The following is a 19757-nucleotide window of genomic DNA, read 5'->3' as shown; positions in this document are numbered from 1 at the left end:
TTAAACCCCGTAGGACTGGTTGAGCATACGACGTGCGAAACTCGAATCGTCGGTGTGGTTGGCAATCTTGTGAGCGCGGAACTTGGACGCGTAACTGAGCAACGTTTCCTTGTGGCGGCTCTGCCGATCACGGGTAAAGATCCCGGCCCACAGGTTGTCCCAGCGCGCGTACTCAGGGTGAGTCATCAGCAGCTTATGAGCCTTGCGCATATTCCAGTGGGGAATGGACGGATGTAGGTGGTGCACGAGGTGGTAATTGTCGTCGTGGCGACCGAAAAAGAAGTTCTCCAAAACATTGCCTTTACGGTTGCGGGTCAGCAACAACTTGTCGGTCTCAACCGCCGGCATCGGATAATGCTCGGCCAACTCGATGATCCAGCCTACGGCTACGGCGGTGGTAAACAGCGGCACCAGCCAGAACAACACCCATTCAGCGACCACCCCGAACCAGGCGACCACAGCAAAAATTACCGCCCAATAAGCCCACATCATCATGCGTTCCTTGCGGATGCGCGGGTCTTGCCCCTGGACACGGTCCTTGACCACATACTTGATGTACTGAAGGGTTCTGTAGCCGGATAGCGCCATCACGACGTTCTTCAAGAAGAACTCGCGCTCGCTTTGTTGAAGGTCATACAGGCCGCACTTGAGATGGAAATTGTAGTCAGGGTCTTTTTCTGGATGCCCCAAGTGCACGTGGTGGTTCTTGATGTGCGAAGTGCTGTAGGACTGGTACAAGTGGAAGACCAGATACCCAGAAAGAAACGTACCGGCAAACCAGTTGATCGCACGGTTTTTTGCCAACACCTTGTGGGTTGACTCATGTAGTACGTTAGTCAAAGCACGTTGGGTGGTGCCGATTAGAAACAGCGAAACCGGGTAGAACCAATAGCTGACGCCCAACGACAGGTAAATGGCAAACGCAATAATTGCATAGTCCTTACCCAGTGCGATGGCCCAGTGATAGTTATCTTTTTTACACAAGTGTTTAAGCATCCCGAATGTTTCCCGGGAAATACCGGCAGCGTATTCGCTAGCAGGTTCTTTGTTTTTATCGACCAGCATAATCACTCCATAATTAAGCGGCGCGCTGCAGCACTCGATCCGCGCAGGGCGAAGATGATTTTTTGAGTGCTGCGCCTATTGTTTTTTTGCCTGAGCTAGACTCATCGGCTGCAAAAAAACTAAAGCACCGCTTAACAGTGAACAAGCTGCCCTTTTAGACAGGTAGCGCCAAATCACGCGCGCACGCGCGCGCTCGCCGATGAAAATTCATCGGCGAGCGCGGTATTTTTACGAGAGAGGCCTGCGGATCAGGCCTGTTCGCGGATGTAGCCCAGTTGCAAGGCTTTACGGATTGCGGACTTGCCGTTGGTGACATTCAACTTGCTGAAGATATTCTTCATATGAAACTTTACCGTACGCGGGCTCATGGAGACCAAGAGCGCTATTTCGTTATAGGTCTTGCCCAGGCTGGTCCAGGACAATACCTCTGTTTCGCGAGGCGTCAGCACGGTTTCGCGTACAACAGGGGCAAGCGAGGTTGCACCACTTTCCAGCGCCTCGTCGTAAACCGAGACCAGCAGCATCTGCAGTTCGCTTTTGTTGGCCAGCACTCTTTCGCGAAACTGTTGATGCTCTCCGAAACTGCACAGGTTGAGAATGGAATAAAAACCCTGGTTGCCATGCACAATAAAACTGGCGCCCTCGCCCACAGGCGCACACGGCCCCGGCACCGGCACCGCTTCTGCCGCAGGGGCCAGGATGTTTTCATCGCTCCAGAAAAACGGTTTTATGCGGCGCTTGGACAAGGACAACAAATGACCGCGTTGGTAAAAATCATCCGCCGCGTCACCGCGGTCCAGCGCATCGGGGTAATTGGTGATGATTTCCGCTTCGTCCAGCGTCGGCCCGCATTGATAAACCTCGAAATGCCCGAGGCCACGTCGACTCAGCTCGGCATCGAGCAATTGACGCACATCAGCGGGCTGAATGAGCGTGTTGTTATTGGCTTGACCATCGCTTCGCATGAATATCATCCCTGATGAGTGACAACGGGGTGAAGCTAGCGATCTGACGGAAGTGCTTCAATCCGGAAGCTTCTGATCAGAGCCGACCCACTCCGTAGGAAATTTCTCTAAACAGGGGAAAGAATGAAACACGCCTGACGGCCTTGTCCAGTGCTTCCGATGGCGAACCGACCGTGAGCAGCTATAGCGCCGCCTGATCAGACCACCTGCGTCGCAAAGGCCTCGCGAAAACGCTCCATCTCCCGCGAGTTGCCCACCGTCACCCGCACCCAATGCGGCCAGTCCTTCCATACCCGCCCAACCAACACATTCTGCGCCGCCAACTGCTCAATCACCTGCTCTGCCGGCCGCTTCACGTCGATCATGAAGCAGTTGCTGTGGGAGACGGTGCAGCTAAAGCCCCGGCCCTTGAGCCACGCGATTGTTTCATCGCGCAACCTGGCATTGAGCGCTTTGCGTTGGCCCACCAGTTGCGCGTCTTCCAGGCTGGCACGGGCGGCCAGCAAGCTGGCGCCGGCCGGGACGTTGTCGCCGCCAAACACCGCCAACCGCTCCAGCAACGCCGGGTGGCCGATCGCCAGGCCCAGGCGCGCACCGGCCATGCCGTAGATCTTGGAGAAGGTGCGCAGCACCAGCAGGTCGTCGTGGTCGTTGACCCAACTCACGCAACTGGGGGTATCGCAGAATTCGATATAAGCCTCGTCCACCACCAGCACGCTGCCCTTGGGTTTGTGCGCCAGGGCCCGCCGGATGGCATCGGTCGAGGTCAGGGTGCCGGTCGGGTTGTTGGGGTTACACAGGTACAACATGCCGGCCTGTGGGTCAGCCGCGAGCATGGCGGGCACATCATGGGCATGCTGGGCATCCAGGTTCACTTCATGCACCGGCGCCTTGATCGACTCGGCCGCCTGGCGCGGGACTTCGTAGGACGGCGTGGCCATCACCAGGCCGCGGGTCTGGCTGGCAAACGCCAGCACTGCGTAACGCAAGGCAGCCATCGAGCCGGCAAACACCCCGACGTTGTCTTCGGCTATACCCTGTTGTTGGGCGAACAGCGCGGCCAATGCGTACATATCGGGGTAAGGGTAACGTCCGGACGCTGCAATCGCGCGCTGCATTGCCTGGCGAGCCGCGTCTGAAGGGCCGTAGGGGCTTTCGTTGTAATTGAGCAGCACCTGGTCAGATTTTGTCGGCGCTGGGCTGGCGAGGGCCCATTTGAGCTGCCCCATCACAGGCAGGGCCGCGCCCAGCGCGAGAAGGGATCGACGACTGACACGCACCATGGTGACTACTCCTTGTAGAGGCGCGAGGGATTCGCGCAGGCCGTATAGAAGACTATGACGAGAAAGCCGTTGCCTGATTTACCACCAAGGCGTATCCCTGCACTCAGCACTTTATTGTTATAGCGGGCGCATGCAACACTTTCACTGCCGCGAACCTTCAAGAACGGGTTCTGCCGGCATGGACTGATGACTAAATGGAAGTGGTGAGCACTTGATACACAGACGGGAAAAAACCGAGCACTTGAAGAGCAACATCAAGTACTTGATCAAGAGTCGTGGCGAAACCCAGCTTTCGTTAAGCAGTGCCGCCGGCCTGACCAGGACCACCATCTACAACATCCTGGAAGGCAAGGTCGTTAACGTACAGCAGTCGACCATTCGCAAAATCTCGGACTTCTTCGGCGTCTCCTACGAAGAAATCGAGACCATCAGTTTTGAGGCCAAGGAAGTCATCGAGAGCAATGTTTCCCCACTGGGTAACAAGAACCCGGCGGCAGTGCCTGTGCTCAAGGAAAGCCTGCTCATGCAGAACCTGGGCAAGCGCATCGGTGAACTGGCCACGCTTCATCCGCTGACGTATTACTTCGGCAGCGCCTGCAACTTGATCGGCGTGCGCCTGGAGCACGGGATTCCGGGCCTCAATGAACCGGGGGACTTGCTGATCGTGCAGAAAGGCTCGTCGAGCGACGATAAAGAAAAGCTGGTGTACGACCGCGCCACCAAGAAGCTGTTCATCACCCTCGAACCCTGCGGGAACTCAGAGCGTTTGTGTGTCATCGGCGACATCCTTGAGGAGCGCTTCAATGACAACGTCTGAGGGCGCCGTGGAAAACAGCAAATACAAGTTACTGGGCTTTGAAAACGACAAACGCCTGGCGGTGATCATGGTGATCGCCACGGGCAAGGTCCTCAAGATCAAGCTGAGTGAAGTGCTCAGCAGTGAAATGATGGACAACTTCAACAAGATGGAAATCAAGAATCTGTACAAAAAATTCTACTCCCAAGGCGGGACACTGACCGCCTACGATATAAACGACCGCAATGAAAACTCCTGGATGATTTACATCATCCTGAACTTGCTGCTGTTCACCTTCTATATCTTCACCAGCATTGCCGCGACCAAACCGATTTACCTGGAGTCGTTGGGCATCATCGTCACGCCGGGCACGTTCCTGTACCCACTGACCTTCTTGATCGTGGACTTGCTCAACGAGAATTTTGGCTTGCGCCTGGCCAGGCGAGCCATTCTGTTTGCGTTTGCCAGCAACGCGATGATCATCATCCTGCTGTATGGCTCCACGTTCCTGCCGGGGCTACCGGGCTGGAAGCTGGATGGGCCTTATACCGACGTGATCCTGCAAGTGTCGTCGGTGCTGGTGGCCTCTTCGGTGTCGTTCTTGGTGTCGGAGAATATAAATTCCTATTTGCTGTGCAAGATCAAGGAGCTGACCAACTCCAGGTACCTATACCTGCGGATATTCCTCAGTACGTTCTTTGCAGTGATTATCGACAGCTTCCTGTTCTGCTTTATCGCCTTCTACGGGGCGATGCAGACCAGCGACATACTCAGCATGATCTATGTACAGATCGCGATCAAAGTCGGCTTTGCGTTCTTCAACATCCTGCCTGCCTACGGGGCACGTTCATTGTTCAAGCGCTATCAATAATCCTGTAAGAGCGAGCTTGCTCGCGAAGAACCCGAGCGCGCCGCGTTCAACCCGATGCGCTGCGTTATCGTTGACGTTCTTCGCGAGCAAGCTCGCTCCTACAAGGGTTATTTCAGCTGCAACTTGTGCTTGAGGCTCTGCATGACAGTTGTCTTGTTCTGCAGGTAGTCATTCAAGCCCCGAGCGCGCAGGTTGCACGCGTCACACTCGCCACAGCCGGTACCGATGATGCCGTTGTAGCAAGTCAGCGTCTGCTCGCGCACCAGCTCCAGTTGCCCGTGATAGTCGGCCAGGGCCCAGGTTTCGGCCTTGTTCAGCCACATCAACGGGGTGTCGAGGCGCACGTCGTATTCCATGCCCAGCTTGAGGGCCTGGTTGAGTGCTTTGACAAACTCATCCCGGCAATCGGGGTAGCCTGAGAAGTCGGTTTCGCATACACCGGTGATGACGGTCTCGGCCTTCACTTGGTAGGCGTAGATCGCAGCCAGGGTCAGGAACAGGATGTTGCGCCCCGGCACAAAGGTACTCGGCAGGCTTTCACCCGAGCTGTTCACGGTCGGTACCGGGATGTTGTCGCGCGTCAGGCTGCTGATCGCCAGCTCATTGAGCAGGGACACATCCATCACTTTGTGCACAGTGGCCCCCAACTGCTTGGCCAGCTTCTGGGCCACTTCGATTTCTGCCACATGGCGCTGGCCGTAATCAAAGGTAATGCAGTGCACTTCGTCATACAGCGGCAGGGCCTGGATCAGACAGGTGGTCGAATCCTGCCCGCCACTGAAGACCATCACGGCTTTTTTACTCATTGCATTGCTTCCTGCATTTGTAGAATTGGGATGTAGGAGTGCGCTCGCTCGCGAAAAACGTCAACGATAACGCAGCGTATCCGGTTTAGCGCAGCGCTCAATAAAAAACCCCGCACGACTTTCGAAGGCGGGGCTTTTTTACTGCAAGACCACTCAGTGGGCGTAGGTCAGCAACAGCTCTTTCGGCACTTGGAAATCCAGGGACATCATCACGCTGAGCGCGGTGATGGTGAAAATCGAGAACACGAACAGCTTGCGCGCCCAGACGGTGTCATCCACCGCCTTGTAGCCGGTCCAGGCCATGTACAACCAGTACATACCCATCGCGGCGGCGACGGCGAGGTAGCTCATGCCGGCGTAGCCACTGAAGGTCAACATCAAGGTCGCCACGAGGAAGGCCAGGATGTAGAGCAGAATGTGTTTCTTGGCCACCTGGATGCCACGCTTGACCGGCAATACCGGAATCGACGCAGCCAGGTAGTCATTGAAGCGGAAAATCGCGATGGCGTAGGAGTGCGGCATCTGCCACAGGCTGAACATCACCAGCAGCACCAGCGCGGCCATGTCGAAGCTATTGGTCACAGCCACATAACCAATCACCGGCGGCATCGCCCCCGACAGACTGCCCACCAGCGTGCCGTGAACCGACTTGCGCTTGAGGTACAGGCTGTAGAGACCGACGTAGATGACAAAGCCAATCACGGCAAACAGCGCCGCCAATGGGTTGGCCACCTTGTACAACAGGGCCACACCGGCAACACCCAGGACGGTCGCAAAGATCAGTGCCAGCTTCAGGGAAATAAGCCCCTGGACCAGCACGCGATTCTTGGTGCGCTCCATCTTGATGTCGATGTCACGGTCGATGCAGTTGTTGAATACGCAACCGGAAGCAACCACCAGGGACGTACCGATCATTGCAGCCAGGAAGATGGCCAGATCGACATGTCCCTTGGAGGCCAGGAAGAAACCGCCCGCCACAGAAAGCACGTTACCGAAAATGATCCCCGGTTTGGTGATTTGGATAAAGTGCTTAAGCGACATCGGGTCTTACCTCACTTCGCCATCATGTAGGTGTGGATGCTGAACATGATCCACAGCGACAGACCAACCAGCAGAACGATCACCAGGCCTGCGAACACAAACGCGATCACGTTCTCGCGCTGCTCTTTGGAGCGGTCCAGGTGCAGGAAGTACACCAGGTGAACCAGAACCTGAATCACCGCGAACGCCAGGACGATCATCAAGGTGATCGACTTCGGCAAGGTTGGGTACATCACCAGGCCGAACGGGATCAGGGTCAGGATGACCGACAGGATGAAGCCGATGGCGTAAGACTTTACGCTGCCGTGGCTCGAATCGTGGCTGTCATGGGAGTGTGCATTAGCCATTACAGAGTCCCCATCAAGTAAACGACGGTGAATACGCAGATCCAGACCACGTCCAGGAAGTGCCAGAACAGGCTCAGGCAGCTCAGGCGGGTCTTGTTGGTGTTGGTCAGGCCGTGCTTATTGACCTGATACATCATCACTGCCATCCACAGCAGGCCAGCGGATACGTGCAGACCGTGGGTGCCGACCAGCGTGAAGAACGCCGACAGGAAGCCGGAACGGTGCGGGCCGTAGCCTTCGGAGATCAGCAGGTGGAACTCGTTGATCTCCATGCCGATAAAGCCCAGGCCGAACAGGAAGGTCAGGCCCAGCCAGCTCAGTACGCCCTTCTTGTTGCCCTTGTAGAAGGCCAACATGGCGAAGCCGTAGGTGATCGAACTGAACAACAGCAAGGCGGTTTCGCCGAGCACGTAAGGCAGTTCGAAGATGTCGTGGCCCGACGGGCCACCCGCTACGTTGTTTACCAGTACCGCGTACACCGCGAAGATCGACGCAAACAAGATGCAGTCGGTCATCAGGTAGAGCCAGAAACCGTAGACGGTTATTGGCCCCGAGTCGTGGTGGTGGTCATCGTGCCCATGGTCATCGACATGGGCGTGTCCAGCATTGGTCACTAAGTTCGACATGGTTTAAGCCTGTTCCAACGAGGTTTCTACACGGTTGGCCGGGATCTTCTTCTCGGCTACCAGGCGAGCGTGCTGCTCGGCTTCGATGCGTTCGATCGTTTCGACCGGCACCATGTAGCCTTGATCATCACGGGCAGCGTGAATGATGAAGTAACCGATAGTGCCCACCAGGCTCGCGATTGCCAGCCACCAGATGTGCCAGATCATCGCGAAACCGAACACGGTCAACAGCGCACCCATCACCACGCCGGTGGCGGTGTTGTTTGGCATGTGGATCGGCTCGTAGTGCTTGGGCTTCTGGTACGCAGTACCGTCTTCCTTGGCTTCGGTGAACGCATCAATGGTGTTCGCAGTCGGGATCACAGCGAAGTTGTAGAACGGTGGTGGCGACGAGGTCGACCATTCCAGGGTATGGCCGTTCCATGGATCGCCGGACTCGCACATGTTCTTCTTGCGATCACGCACGCTGACGTACAGCTGGATCAGCTGGCAGGCGATGCCCACAGCGATCATCACCGCACCGAACATGGCAACGTACAGATACGGTACCCACTCAGGGTTGGTGGTGGCGTTCAGACGACGGGTCATGCCCATGAAGCCCAGTGCATAGAGCGGCATGAACGCGACGAAGAAGCCCGAGATCCAGAACCAGAACGCAGCCTTGCCCCAACCTTCGTGCAGCTTGAAGCCGAACGCTTTCGGGAAGTAGAAGCTGAAACCAGCGATGTAGCCGAATACCGCACCACCGATGATCACGTTGTGGAAGTGAGCGATCACGAACAGGCTGTTGTGCAGCACGAAGTCAGCACCCGGGATGGCCAGCAGTACGCCGGTCATGCCGCCGATGGCGAAGGTCACCATGAAGCCCAGGGTCCACAGAACCTGGCTGGTCATGCGCAGACGACCGTGGTAGATGGTGAACAGCCAGTTGAATAGCTTCACCCCCGTCGGGATGGAAATCAGCATCGTCGCCAGGCCGAAGAAGGCGTTGACGCTGGCCCCCGAACCCATGGTGAAGAAGTGGTGCAGCCATACCATGAAGCCCAGTACGGAGATTGCGCCCGAAGCGTAGACCATCGAGTGGTGACCGAACAGGCGCTTGCCGGTAAAGGTCGAGATCACTTCGGAGAAGATACCGAACGCCGGCAGGATCAGGATGTACACCTCAGGGTGACCCCATGCCCAGAACAGGTTCACGTACATCATTGGATTGCCACCAAGTTCATTGGTGAAAATGTGGAAATCCAGGTAACGGTCAAGCGACAGCAGCGCCATGGTAGCGGCCAGGATCGGGAACGAAGCCACGATCAGCACGTTTGCCCAGGTGCAGGTCCAGGTGAAGATCGGCATGTCCATCAGTTTCATGCCAGGGGCGCGCATTTTCAGGACGGTGGCCAGGAAGTTGACCCCCGTCAATGTCGTCCCGAGCCCTGATAACTGTAGCGCCCAGATGTAGTAGTCCACACCCACGCCCGGACTGTATTGCAGCCCCGACAATGGCGGATACGCAACCCAACCGGTCTTGGCGAATTCGCCGACGCCCAGGGAAACGTTGATCAGCACCACGCCGGAAACCAGCAGCCAGAAGCTCAGGGAGTTCAGGAACGGGTAGGCAACGTCACGCGCACCAATCTGCAGCGGCAAGGCAAGGTTCATCAAGCCGGTGAAGAATGGCATCGCCATGAAGATGATCATGATCACACCGTGAGCGGTGAAGATCTGGTCATAGTGTTCAGGTGGCAGGTAGCCAGGCGAACCCTCGGTGGCCATGGCCAACTGGGTACGCATCATGATGGCGTCGGCAAAACCACGCAGCAGCATGACCATGGCAACGATGACGTACATGACGCCGATTTTCTTGTGGTCGACCGAGGTCAACCACTCGGTCCACAAATAGGACCACTTCTTGAAATAGGTGATACCCGCAACCAGCGCCAAACCACCCAGCGCGATCATGGCGATAGTCACCATTACGATCGGCTCGTGGAATGGGACCGCGTCCCAACTTAATTTACCAAACATCGTTTACTCCTCTGCCCCAGCAGTTGAATGCGCGCCCGTATCAGAACCTTCAACCACGGCCACTTCTTTCTTCTCGTGCTTGACCGGCTTGCCTGGCTTCATACCTTCGTACTTGTCGACGATTTTCTGAAACAGGTCCGGCTCATACGCGGAGTACAAGGCGACAGGGTTGTTCTGGCTCGGTTTGGTCAGAGCGTCGTATTCAGCTTGATCAAGCTGTTTAGGTGCGGCCTTGACTGCAGCTACCCAGGCGTCGAAATCTTCCTGGCTTGTCGAGATCGCTTTGAATTTCATGCCGGTGAAGCCAGCGCCGCTGTAGTTGGCGGAGATGCCTTCCATTTCAGCTTTCTGGTTGGCGATCAGGTGCAGGCGGGTCTGCATGCCTGCCATCGCGTAGATCTGGCCACCCAGTGCTGGGATGAAGAACGAGTTCATCACGGCGTCGGAGGTGATCCGGAAATTAAGCGGGGTGTGCTCCGGGAAGCGGATCTCGTTGACAGTGGCGATACCCAGGTCCGGGTAGATGAACAGCCACTTCCAATCCAGCGCGACCACTTGGATGTTCACAGGCTTGACGTCGGACTCCAGCGGACGGTACGGGTCCAGCGCGTGGGTCGACTTATAGGTGATGTAACCCAGGGCGATGATGATGAGGATCGGAACCAGCCACACCGCGATCTCGATCTTGGTGGAGTGCGACCACTTCGGCGCGTAGGTAGCGCTGGTGTTGGACGCGCGGTATTTCCAGGCGAAGGCGAAGGTCATCACGATCACAGGCACCACAACCAGCAGCATCAGCAGGGTAGCGGTGATGATCAGGTTTCGTTCATCCAGACCGACCTGTCCTTTTGGGTCGAGCAAGGTCCACTTGCAGCCTCCCAGCATTAACATCATGCCAAGCAGCGGCAAAAAGCCTAGTAATCGGGGGTACCTGTTTTTACTCATCTCACGACCTCTAAAGCAGCTTGCGCAATGCAGTTGGGTTTTGATCGCCAACACTTCACCCTGCCAAGGGTTGGCATTTCTCTTCGATTGAATAAGAGCCTGCCCGACACGTCATGACTGTACGTTTCACGGACCTGCAGTGAGTTCTTATTCGATTTCGTGGCTAAAGGCCTTGTTACAGACCAATTCCATTTGGTGCGGATAGTTGAAAGGCTGCCGGAACCTGGGGTCGCATTGAGCCTTCCATCTGCTCCTCGACCGCTCCAATGCTCAAATATTGAACAGCACCGGACATTCAGTGCGGGCGATTGTAGTTAGCTAGCGATGTATAAACCATGTCTTATAAAGAAATAATTTTTATCGATTCCAGCAACAATCCTTCACCAAAGTTGCAAAGATTCGCGATCTTATCGTGTTCGATTCTCAACAAAAACCACAAAAATTGCCGTGTTATTGGGCACAGTGCCACTTCCCTTACGGCTTGTAAGGGCATGCGAATGCCGTCCAAGTCCCCATAAAACAAGGCATTCATAGAGGCAGCAGGGGTTGGAGCCGCACACAAATCGGGCCACTGCACGAACCACGAACTGACAGCACAATTTGTGCGCCGGGTGCAAATTAAAGGGCCGATTTGGCGGGTCAGAAACGCCCTGCGACAGCGTCCGTGTGACAACATGTCGCACGCTGCGCGCACCTTCCGTTGCCCCTCGTCACGGTGCTTTCACAAATCCCTACAAACAAAAACGCTCCGGCCTTCATTCAGAAGGAACGGAGCGTTTGGCAGCCGCGGCGACTCAGGCTTTGGGGTGACGGTTGCGATAGATGCACAGGGGCACCAGGATCGCCGTCAGCACGAAAGCCACCAGCGCCCATTGGGCCAGGGACAGGCCGAGGATCGGTGGGTAGGGGGTGCTGCAGAAGCCGTCGACCTGGAAGCCCAGGGGAAACACCTTGGCCAGGGGCAGGTCGTCGACGATCGGCTGCAACACATCGATGCCGCAGCTGACCTGGGGGAAAAACTGGGTGTACACATGGTGGCCGGCCGCAGCCACGCCACCCAAGGCGCTGAGCACCACCCACCCTTCAAAGAACGTCAGCGCGCCCTTGGTGCGCACGGCGGCGCCGATGAACGCGAAGAGCGCAATCAGCAGCAAGGCGTAGCGCTGCAGAATGCACAGCGGGCACGGCGCTTCGCCCAGCACCACTTGCATGTACAGCGCCCCGCCAATCAGCGCCAGGCAGATGATGCCCAGCAACACCAGAAAGCGCCGCTCCCTGCCTAAACGCATGTCGTCAATCATCCCCGTCTTTCCCTTTCTCTGATTATGGTTGTGCCTGATGGCAACGAGTTTACACACAGGCAGTGGTTAAAACAGAGGGGGGTTAACAGCGGATTAATCAGGCGCAATAGAGTGCCAAATGTGGGAGCGGGCTTGCTCGCGAAGGCGGAGTATCAGAGACACATGTATTGACTGACACACCGCTTTCGCGAGCAAGCCCGCTCCCACATTTTGGACAGTGTTGTTACTAGGGAGGATTATTCCAACGCCGCCGCCGGGCCAAAGAACTCATAGCGCGCCTGCTTCTCCGGCACACCCAGCGCCTTGAGATGGCGCTTGACCGCCGCCATGAAACCCTTGGGGCCCAAGAAGTAGGCATCAATATCACGCTGCTCAGGCAACCAGGCTGCCAGTTGCTCCTGGTTGAGCATCCCGACCTGGTCTGCCGCCGGGCTGATACCGTCATCCTCGGCATAGCAGTAGAAACGCTTGAGCTGCGGATGCTGGGCCGCCAGCGTGTCCACCCAATCACGGAACGCATGCACCCCGCCGTTACGGGCGCAATGGATGAAGTGCACCGGGCGTTCGGTTGCCAGGGCGGCTTCGAGCATCGGCAGTGTGGGCGTAATGCCTACCCCGCCGCTGATCAACACCAGCGGTTTATCACTGGCGGCCAGGGTGAACTCGCCCGACGGCGGGAATAGATCAATGGTCGCGCCGACGTGCATCTGGTCGTGCAGGTAATTGGAGACCCGCCCGCCCACTTCGCGCTTGACGCTGATGCGGTACAGCCCGGTGTCGGTGAGGGCCGACAGGGAATAGTTGCGGCGCACTTCTTCGCCATCGAGCACCAGTTTCAGACCGATGTACTGGCCGGGGGCTGCGGCCAGGATCGGGCCGTTGTCCACCGGGGCGAAGTAGAAGGAGATGATCTCGTCGCTCTCCTCCACGCGCTTGACCAGCAGGAACGCCCGCGCCCCCCGCCAGCCGCCGGGCGCCTGGGCTTTTTCGTCGTAGATGGCCGCTTCGGCGCCGATCAGAATGTCCGCCAACTGGCCGTAGGCCGCGCCCCAGGCACTCATGACCTCGGGGGTGGCAATCTCGCTGCCCAGCACTTCGGAAATAGCCCGCAGCAGGCAGGCCCCAACGATGGGGTAATGCTCCGGCAGAATCTGCAAGGCCACGTGCTTGTTGATGATCTTGGCCACCAGGTCGCCCAGTTGGTCCAACTGGTCGATATGCCGCGCGTACATCAGCACGCCATTGGCCAGGGCGCGAGGCTGGTCACCACTGGCTTGGTGGGCCTGGTTGAACAGCGGACGGACTTCGGGATACTCGGACAGCATCATGCGGTAAAAATGGGTGATCAGTGCTTCACCGCCGCTTTCCAGCAGGGGCACAGTGGATTTAACAATGGCACGGTCTTGGGCACTCAGCATGGGAGACTCCTCGGTCTTTTTACTCATTACCCTTAGGTAGTCAGTATTCGTGCCAACTAATAAACCCATGTTTTTCAAGAGCTTAAACATTATGTAGTCAGTATGACCTCCTACGCTTTATAGTCATATCGACTACAAGGAGTCATTATGACTGCAAAACCGCTGCTCACCGCCCTGCTGCCGCTGGTCGCCGATCTGTCCCGGGAACTGCCCGAAGGCGAGCGCTACCGCCGCCTGCTGCAAACCATGCGCGCCCTGTTGCCCTGCGATGCCGCCGCGCTGCTGCGGCTGGATGGCGAGTGGCTGGTGCCGCTGGCGGTGGATGGCTTGAGCCCTGACACATTGGGCCGACGTTTCAAGATCAGCGAACACCCGCGCTTTGAAATACTGCTGAGTAGCCCCAGCCCTACCCGCTTCGACAGCGACAGCCAATTGCCCGACCCCTATGACGGCCTGGTCGCCGGTTTACACGGCCACCTCGAAGTCCACGACTGCATGGGCTGCCCGCTGTTTATCGACGACCAGCCGTGGGGCCTGCTGACCCTTGACGCTCTCGACAACGAGCGCTTTGAACGGGTCGAACTGGACGCGCTGCAGGCCTTCGCCAGCCTGGCCGCGGCCACGGTCAATGTGGCTGAACGCATTGAGCGCCTGGCGCTGCGGGCCGAAGACGAGCACCAGCGCGCCGAAATCTATCGCCAGGCCAGCGGCCAGCAGCACAAGGAAATGATCGGCCAGAGCAAGGCGCATAAACGGCTGGTCGAGGAAATCAAGCTGGTAGGCGGCAGCGACCTGACCGTGCTGATCACCGGCGAAACCGGGGTCGGCAAGGAGCTGGTGGCCCAGGCGATCCATGCCGCGTCATCGCGTGCCGACAAGCCCATGATCAGCCTCAATTGCGCCGCACTGCCGGAAACCCTGGTAGAAAGCGAGCTGTTCGGCCATGTACGCGGCGCTTTCACCGGAGCGCTGAATGAGCGCCGAGGCAAGTTTGAACTGGCCAACGGCGGCACGTTGTTCCTGGACGAAGTCGGTGAACTGTCATTGAGCGTACAGGCCAAGCTGCTGCGCGTGCTGCAAAGCGGCCAGTTGCAGCGCCTGGGTTCGGACAAGGAACACCAGGTGGACGTGCGCCTGATTGCCGCCACCAACCGCGACCTTGCCGAAGAAGTGCGCAATGGCCGCTACCGTGCCGATTTTTACCACCGCCTGAGCGTGTACCCGCTGCAAGTGCCGGCACTGCGTGAACGCGGGCGTGATGTGCTGCTGTTGGCTGGCTTCTTCCTTGAACAGAACCGTTCGCGCATGGGCCTGGGCAGCCTGCGCCTGACCGGCGATGCCCAGGCGGCGTTGCTGGCCTACAACTGGCCCGGCAATGTGCGCGAGCTGGAGCACTTGATCGGCCGCAGCGCGTTGAAAGCCCTGGGCAACTGCCGCGAGCGCCCGAAAATTCTCAGCCTGAGCGCCCTGGACCTGGACTTGCCCGACGTGAGTACGGCGGTGGCCGAACAAGCACCGGCCCAAGCCTTGCCCATGGTCAGCGGCGACCTGCGCCAGGCCACCGAGCACTACCAGCGCCAACTCATCAGCGCCTGCCTGGAACGCCATCAGCGCAACTGGGCCAGCGCCGCCCGCGAACTGGGCCTGGACCGCGCCAACCTGGGGCGCATGGCCAAGCGGCTAGGCCTCAAATAAAGCAGGCACCTCAGTCCAATGTGGGAGCTGGCTTGCCTGCGAAAGCGGTGGGTCAGTTAAAGATACATTGACTGGCACACCGCCTTCGCGGGCAAGCCCGCTCCCTCAGGGGATTCGTGGCAGGTGCTGCTTCTATCGGCAAGCCGGCTCCCACATTCAGGCTTGGCTAGCCTTGAGGCCCGCCAAGATGGACCGAGGTTTACGAAACACCAGCACATTCCCCAGCATCACCAGCACCAGCCCCATCAACGCCGGCGCCGTCCACTGGTAGCCCTCGGCCACGGCCGACACATTCAGCGCCACCACCGGAAACAGCACCGTGCAATACGCCGCCTTCTCCGGGCCCATGCGGCCCACCAGGGTGAGGTAAGCGGTAAAACCAATCACCGAACCCGGGATCACCAGGTACCACAGCGCACCGATATACCGCGCACTCCAGTCCATCTCGAACGGAATGCCACGCACCGCACAATAGGTCGCCAGCATCGCCGCCCCATAGGCCATGCCCCAGGCATTGGTGGTCAACGGCTTGAGCCCAGCCTTCTGTTGCAGGCTGGACAACAGGTTGCCCGCCGAGAAGCACAGGGTGCCCAGCAGGGCCAAGCCCAGGCCCAACAGGGTTTGCGGGCTAGCGGTATGCCCAACCAGCTCCGGCCAGAATAAAAAGCCCAGCCCCAGCAACCCAAGCGCCCCGCCCATCAACACGTTACGCGCCACCCGCTGGCCGAAAAACACCCGGGCATTGAGCGCGTTCCACAAGGTCGCCGTGGAGAACACCACGGCCACCAGGCCACTGGGGATCCACTGGCTGGCAGTGAGAAAGCACATGAAGTTGACGCAGAACAGGCACAGCCCTTGGGCCAGGCAGATCAGGTGCCCGCGCCGGTTCATCACCTGCAACTTGCGGCTGAGCAGCAACAGCGCAAACAGCACCAGCGCCGCCAGGCCGAAGCGATAGACAATCGACACGGGAATCGCCACCACGCCCAGCTGCCATTTGAGCGCAATCCAGGTGGTGCCCCAAATCAGCACCGTGAGTAAATACAGGAAGAGGTTCATAGCAGGCTCCGTCGTTTGAGCCACAGTGTTGCCTTCAACCACCCTGAGGTTCTTGCACATTCTTGCGCTTTTGTCGGGCGATGGGCTCACAGCGCCCGCCGCCGGGAGTAGGATGCAAGACGTCGGAGAACACACCATGCCAGAGCTGGAATCGCTGCACGTCTTTCAATCCCTCAACCGCTCGCCTCACGCACGCTTGGAAGCCTGCGCCGAGCTCGGTGACGGTTTGTCTGCGGCCGTGTGGAGCAACCACCACGATGCCCAGGACTACCAGGCGCCCAGCCATCACACCTTGTCCTGTTATATCGGCGGCGGCACGGGCACCTTTCGCCGTGACCGGCCAGGCACCAAGGGCGGCCCCGACAAATTGTGCATACTGCCGGCCGAGCACCAGTCGGCGTGGGTGATCAATGGCGAGATACGCCTGGCCCATGTGTATTTCAGCCCGGAGCAATTTGCCCTCGGCTGCGTCACCCTGCTGGACCGCGAGCCGCGGGAGTTGCAGTTGCGTGAGACGACCTTCCTTGAGGACGCCCGTCAGGCCCGACGCTTTCACCAGTTGATTAGCCTCAACTGGCTCGAACCCGGCGAGCGCCTGCTGACCAGCAGCCTGGCCCATGAACTGCTCAGCCACACCCTGCTCAACCAGGTCGGCGTGCGCGACGGCCTGCGCCTCAAAGGCGGGTTGGCGGCGCACCAACGGCGGCGTTTGGTGGAGTACATCGACCACCATGTTGAAGATCCCATCAGCCTCGGCCAGTTGGCGTCGATGTGCGCGCTGTCGGAATACCATTTCGCCCGGATGTTCCGTCAGAGCTTCGGCGTGCCGCCCCATCAATACCTGCTGGCACGCCGCCTGGCACGCGCGCAAACTTTGCTGCGCAGCAGCTCGTTGCCCTTGGGTGAGGTCGCCTTGAGGTGCGGTTTTTCCAGCGCCAGCCATTTCAACCAACGCTTTCGCCAAGCCATGGGCGCCACCCCGGGTGAATATCGCCAGGCACTGCGCGCCTAGGCCATCAGGCCCAGCGTCTTGGCCTTGGCCACCGCCTGAGTGCGGCGCTCCACCCCGAGTTTGCTGTGGATGCGCCGTGCATGGGTCTTGACGGTGTGCAAGGAGATATACAGGCGGTCGGCGATTTCCAGATTGGAGTTGCCCAGGGCGATCAACTGCAACACTTCGAGTTCGCGCTGGCTCAGAGGGTTTTGCGTCGCACCGGCAGGCGTGACCTGAGGCTCCAGGCCCAGCTCACTCAATAACCCAGGGGCACGCAAGCGCAGCTCGCGAATCGCCTGCTGTACCTGGCAACGAGCCGCCAGCGCCAGCCCGGCCTGCAATGCACGACGGGCCAACGCCGGGTCACCGAGTTGCCAGGTCACCTCACCCAACACCAGGTGCAGTTCGGTTTCCAGACACAGCATGCCGCGCTGCCGAGAGGTTTCGAGCAAGGCATTGAGCCGTGCGATAGGTTGCTCGGCACAGCCCAGCCTGACCTCGGCCAGCACCAGCAAATACTCCAGACGCGGGATCAGTTCCAGGGTCGCCGGCGGTGCCTGCTTGGCACAGGGCCCACGGAAATGGCGCAACACCCGGCGCACCGCTTGTACCGTCAATTCAGCCCGGCCCTGTTGTAGCCACAGGTGTCCGCTGACCAACAACAACACCGCGCGATACACCGTCTCCGGGACATGGCGCTGCTGCATCAGGCGCTCGGCGTCGCGCAATTGAATGAACGCCTGGGCGTAGTCGCCACGGTTGGCCGCCAGCAGCGCCAGGCCGAGATAGCCATATAGCACGCGCTTGTCCTGGCTCTGCAGGCACATGCTCAAGCCGGTCTCGAAACACTCGGCGGCCAGGGTGTCTTGGCCCTGACGCAAGGCCAGATGCCCACATCGCAGGACAATACGCCCCACCAACGGCCCGGCGGTGAGCCGTTGCCCGGCCAACATCGCTTGCACCGTTTCCAACAGGCTTTGTGCCCGGTACGGCGCGCCACGCTGTTCCAACAACTGGGCGTGATCCAACTCCAGCAGGGCCTCCAATACCAGCGAACCGTGGGCCCGGGCCAGGCATAGCGCTTCACGGTTCAAGCGTTGGGCGGCCTCCAACTCACCGCGCAGCAAGGCTTGCTGGGTCAGGCCCGACAGGCACATCAGCCGTGATGTCCAGGCGCTGTCAGGCAGCGCTTGCAGGGCTTCGAGAAAGTGCTCACGGGAGCGCTCGGCATCACCGCTCAAATGCAGCAACCACCCCCACTGCGCCTGCCAACGCGCCAGCAGGTAGCGCTGCGCGGCGGCCGTCGGTTGCGGGGCGAACCGGGCCAGTTGGTCGATACACAAGGCCGCCTGTTCGAAGCGCCCGGCAAACAACAACGCGGCCGTGAGCAGCCCCACCAGTTGCGCCGATCCCAACATCAATTCATCGCCCTGCTGTTCATGCAGGCGCAACAGCAGCACGGCGTTCTGCTGGCGAAACAAATCCTCGAAACTGAAATGCTGCAACAGGCTCACCGCCACTTCATATTCCTGCGCCAGCAACGCCTGCTCGAACGCGGCCTGCCAGTCACCCTCGGCGCTGAACCATTGGCACGCGCGTCGGTGCCAGGAGCGTTTGGCCGGCCAGGGTTCGTCGCGCAGCAGTCGCGCCAACGGTGGGAAAACGTGGAGCCAGTCGCTCGTGTCTTCCCAGGGCTGGATAAACGCACCCAGTGCCTGCAACTCGCGCAAATGCTCAGCGCCGTCACCACCACCGAACAAGTACTCACACAGGTTCAGGTTGAAACGCGGCAGATGGGCCAACACCCGCCAGGCCTCAGCCAATGGTGCCGACAAGGTGTTGAACAGCTCATGCTGCAGGTAATCGAGCAGGGTCTTGTCGGGGTGGCCGTCGCCCAACAAGGCGATACGCACACCGGCGCACCAACCGGCGCTGAACTGCATCACGCTGTCGACGGTATGCCCCGGGGCGAGCAGTTGCTCGACTTCCTCAGCGCTGAAAAACAACTCGCTGCACTCCAGCAACTCATCGTCGAGCAACAGGCGTGGCCAATTGCACAACGGGCGCCGTCGCGCGCCCAGCCACCAGGTCAACTGCGGGCTGCCAGCGGCGAGCAAACGGTCCAGCAGCGCATCCAGCTCAGGCGCAGGTGAGCGACAGAAATCATCCAGAAACAACCACGTGGTGTGTGGCCAACGGCCCAAGTCGAGCAATAACGTGGCTTCATCCACAAACGGCAAGCCAAGCTGCTGCGCCAGCCATGCGCAGAATTCCAAGGGGCTGAGCGCGGCACCGTTGAGTGGTATCCACACCACCTGACACCCCTTCGGCGCCTGCAACGCACACTCGGCGAGCAACGCGCTCTTGCCACTGCCGCCCGGTGCGCACAGCAACCTTACCCGCGCCTGCGCCGTCAGCAGAGGCACAGTCAGCCGCGCACGCAACGCATGGTGGGCGGACAGCCGTGGCATAAATCCAGGACGGTCCAGGCAGCGGGTCATGGCGGTCATTGCTGCATCCTGC

At 59.0% G+C, this 19757-nt stretch carries 17 protein-coding genes; 4 read left to right on the top strand and 13 right to left on the bottom strand.

Annotated elements, in window-relative coordinates; genetic code table 11:
• The 3 genes from BT199_RS16385 to BT199_RS16375 form a co-directional block, all read right to left on the bottom strand.
• Positions 1-1065, bottom strand: coding sequence for a fatty acid desaturase family protein (locus BT199_RS16385; protein WP_020302013.1), 1065 nt, complete (start codon positions 1063-1065; stop codon positions 1-3).
• Positions 1066-1313: 248 nt separating this feature from the next.
• Positions 1314-2030: a helix-turn-helix transcriptional regulator gene (locus BT199_RS16380; protein WP_020302014.1), complete on the bottom strand. Its 717-nt coding sequence runs from the start codon at positions 2028-2030 to the stop codon at positions 1314-1316.
• A gap of 197 nt (positions 2031-2227) precedes the next feature.
• Positions 2228-3313, bottom strand: coding sequence for a pyoverdine biosynthesis transaminase PtaA (locus BT199_RS16375; protein WP_014719861.1), 1086 nt, complete (start codon positions 3311-3313; stop codon positions 2228-2230).
• 211 nt (positions 3314-3524) lie between these two features.
• Between BT199_RS16375 and BT199_RS16370 the strand changes: the two genes are divergently transcribed.
• Positions 3525-4130, top strand: coding sequence for a helix-turn-helix transcriptional regulator (locus BT199_RS16370; protein WP_003194047.1), 606 nt, complete (start codon positions 3525-3527; stop codon positions 4128-4130).
• The gene (locus BT199_RS16365) at positions 4117-4980 is read left to right on the top strand and encodes a queuosine precursor transporter (protein WP_014719862.1); all 864 of its coding nucleotides are present in this window, start codon (positions 4117-4119) and stop codon (positions 4978-4980) included. The genes BT199_RS16370 and BT199_RS16365 overlap by 14 nt, the downstream gene beginning before the upstream one ends.
• Before the next feature lie 107 nt (positions 4981-5087).
• On the opposite strand, the gene queC is transcribed toward BT199_RS16365, so the two are convergent.
• The 8 genes from queC to hmpA form a co-directional block, all read right to left on the bottom strand.
• Positions 5088-5786, bottom strand: coding sequence for a 7-cyano-7-deazaguanine synthase QueC (gene queC / locus BT199_RS16355; protein ID WP_014719863.1), 699 nt, complete (start codon positions 5784-5786; stop codon positions 5088-5090).
• 153 nt (positions 5787-5939) lie between these two features.
• Entirely contained in the window at positions 5940-6827 is an 888-nt protein-coding gene (gene cyoE / locus BT199_RS16350; protein ID WP_019817484.1) for a heme o synthase, read from the bottom strand.
• Positions 6828-6838: 11 nt separating this feature from the next.
• Positions 6839-7174 (bottom strand): cytochrome o ubiquinol oxidase subunit IV, encoded by a 336-nt coding sequence (gene cyoD / locus BT199_RS16345; RefSeq protein WP_003194051.1) that lies wholly within the window; start codon positions 7172-7174, stop codon positions 6839-6841.
• Positions 7174-7800: a cytochrome o ubiquinol oxidase subunit III gene (locus BT199_RS16340; RefSeq protein ID WP_003194052.1), complete on the bottom strand. Its 627-nt coding sequence runs from the start codon at positions 7798-7800 to the stop codon at positions 7174-7176. Before BT199_RS16340 ends, cyoD begins: the two co-directional genes overlap by 1 nt.
• A gap of 3 nt (positions 7801-7803) precedes the next feature.
• Complete coding sequence (cyoB, locus tag BT199_RS16335; protein WP_005791254.1) at positions 7804-9822, bottom strand: cytochrome o ubiquinol oxidase subunit I; 2019 nt, start codon at positions 9820-9822, stop codon at positions 7804-7806.
• Between the two features lie 3 nt (positions 9823-9825).
• On the bottom strand, positions 9826-10767 hold the full coding sequence (gene cyoA, locus BT199_RS16330; RefSeq protein ID WP_003194054.1) for a ubiquinol oxidase subunit II: 942 nt from the start codon (positions 10765-10767) through the stop codon (positions 9826-9828).
• Between the two features lie 794 nt (positions 10768-11561).
• Complete coding sequence (locus BT199_RS16320; RefSeq protein ID WP_072435016.1) at positions 11562-12068, bottom strand: disulfide bond formation protein B; 507 nt, start codon at positions 12066-12068, stop codon at positions 11562-11564.
• Between the two features lie 236 nt (positions 12069-12304).
• Positions 12305-13486, bottom strand: a complete 1182-nt coding sequence (gene hmpA, locus BT199_RS16315) for an NO-inducible flavohemoprotein (protein ID WP_014719866.1) — start codon at positions 13484-13486, stop codon at positions 12305-12307.
• 147 nt (positions 13487-13633) lie between these two features.
• On the opposite strand from hmpA, the gene norR reads away from it, so the two are divergent.
• Positions 13634-15181: a nitric oxide reductase transcriptional regulator NorR gene (norR, locus tag BT199_RS16310; RefSeq protein ID WP_072435015.1), complete on the top strand. Its 1548-nt coding sequence runs from the start codon at positions 13634-13636 to the stop codon at positions 15179-15181.
• A 156-nt stretch (positions 15182-15337) separates the two neighbouring features.
• On the opposite strand, the gene BT199_RS16305 is transcribed toward norR, so the two are convergent.
• A complete protein-coding gene (locus tag BT199_RS16305; protein ID WP_020302018.1) occupies positions 15338-16240 on the bottom strand; it encodes a DMT family transporter in 903 nt (300 codons plus the stop codon).
• Positions 16241-16376: 136 nt separating this feature from the next.
• On the opposite strand from BT199_RS16305, the gene BT199_RS16300 reads away from it, so the two are divergent.
• Complete coding sequence (locus tag BT199_RS16300; RefSeq protein WP_014719869.1) at positions 16377-17252, top strand: helix-turn-helix domain-containing protein; 876 nt, start codon at positions 16377-16379, stop codon at positions 17250-17252.
• Here BT199_RS16300 and BT199_RS16295 read toward each other — a convergent pair.
• Positions 17249-19744 carry a helix-turn-helix transcriptional regulator gene (locus BT199_RS16295; protein WP_072435014.1) on the bottom strand — a complete coding sequence of 832 codons (2496 nt, stop codon included), beginning with the start codon at positions 19742-19744 and terminating at the stop codon, positions 17249-17251. The genes BT199_RS16300 and BT199_RS16295 overlap by 4 nt on opposite strands.
• Between the last annotated feature and the right edge of the window lie 13 nt (positions 19745-19757).

The organism is Pseudomonas sp. NFR02, from assembly GCF_900119375.1.
Lineage (GTDB): Bacteria > Pseudomonadota > Gammaproteobacteria > Pseudomonadales > Pseudomonadaceae > Aquipseudomonas > Aquipseudomonas paracarnis.
The sequence above is the reverse complement of the archived record's forward strand: the minus strand, read 5'-3'. Positions and strand labels throughout refer to the sequence as shown.

Excerpts from the sequence above, each read along its gene's own strand:
- BT199_RS16385 (WP_020302013.1), bottom strand. The coding sequence starts at position 1,065 with ATGCTGGTCGATAAAAACAAAGAACCTGCTAGCGAATACGCTGCCGGT.
- BT199_RS16375 (WP_014719861.1), bottom strand. The coding sequence starts at position 3,313 with ATGGTGCGTGTCAGTCGTCGATCCCTTCTCGCGCTGGGCGCGGCCCTG.
- BT199_RS16365 (WP_014719862.1), top strand. The coding sequence starts at position 4,117 with ATGACAACGTCTGAGGGCGCCGTGGAAAACAGCAAATACAAGTTACTG.
- queC (WP_014719863.1), bottom strand. The coding sequence starts at position 5,786 with ATGAGTAAAAAAGCCGTGATGGTCTTCAGTGGCGGGCAGGATTCGACC.
- hmpA (WP_014719866.1), bottom strand. The coding sequence starts at position 13,486 with ATGCTGAGTGCCCAAGACCGTGCCATTGTTAAATCCACTGTGCCCCTG.
- norR (WP_072435015.1), top strand. The coding sequence starts at position 13,634 with ATGACTGCAAAACCGCTGCTCACCGCCCTGCTGCCGCTGGTCGCCGAT.
- BT199_RS16295 (WP_072435014.1), bottom strand. The coding sequence starts at position 19,744 with ATGACCGCCATGACCCGCTGCCTGGACCGTCCTGGATTTATGCCACGG.
- cyoB (WP_005791254.1), bottom strand. The coding sequence starts at position 9,822 with ATGTTTGGTAAATTAAGTTGGGACGCGGTCCCATTCCACGAGCCGATC.
- cyoD (WP_003194051.1), bottom strand. The coding sequence starts at position 7,174 with ATGGCTAATGCACACTCCCATGACAGCCACGATTCGAGCCACGGCAGC.
- BT199_RS16380 (WP_020302014.1), bottom strand. The coding sequence starts at position 2,030 with ATGCGAAGCGATGGTCAAGCCAATAACAACACGCTCATTCAGCCCGCT.
- BT199_RS16320 (WP_072435016.1), bottom strand. The coding sequence starts at position 12,068 with ATGATTGACGACATGCGTTTAGGCAGGGAGCGGCGCTTTCTGGTGTTG.
- cyoA (WP_003194054.1), bottom strand. The coding sequence starts at position 10,767 with ATGAGTAAAAACAGGTACCCCCGATTACTAGGCTTTTTGCCGCTGCTT.
- BT199_RS16300 (WP_014719869.1), top strand. The coding sequence starts at position 16,377 with ATGCCAGAGCTGGAATCGCTGCACGTCTTTCAATCCCTCAACCGCTCG.
- cyoE (WP_019817484.1), bottom strand. The coding sequence starts at position 6,827 with ATGTCGCTTAAGCACTTTATCCAAATCACCAAACCGGGGATCATTTTC.
- BT199_RS16340 (WP_003194052.1), bottom strand. The coding sequence starts at position 7,800 with ATGTCGAACTTAGTGACCAATGCTGGACACGCCCATGTCGATGACCAT.
- BT199_RS16305 (WP_020302018.1), bottom strand. The coding sequence starts at position 16,240 with ATGAACCTCTTCCTGTATTTACTCACGGTGCTGATTTGGGGCACCACC.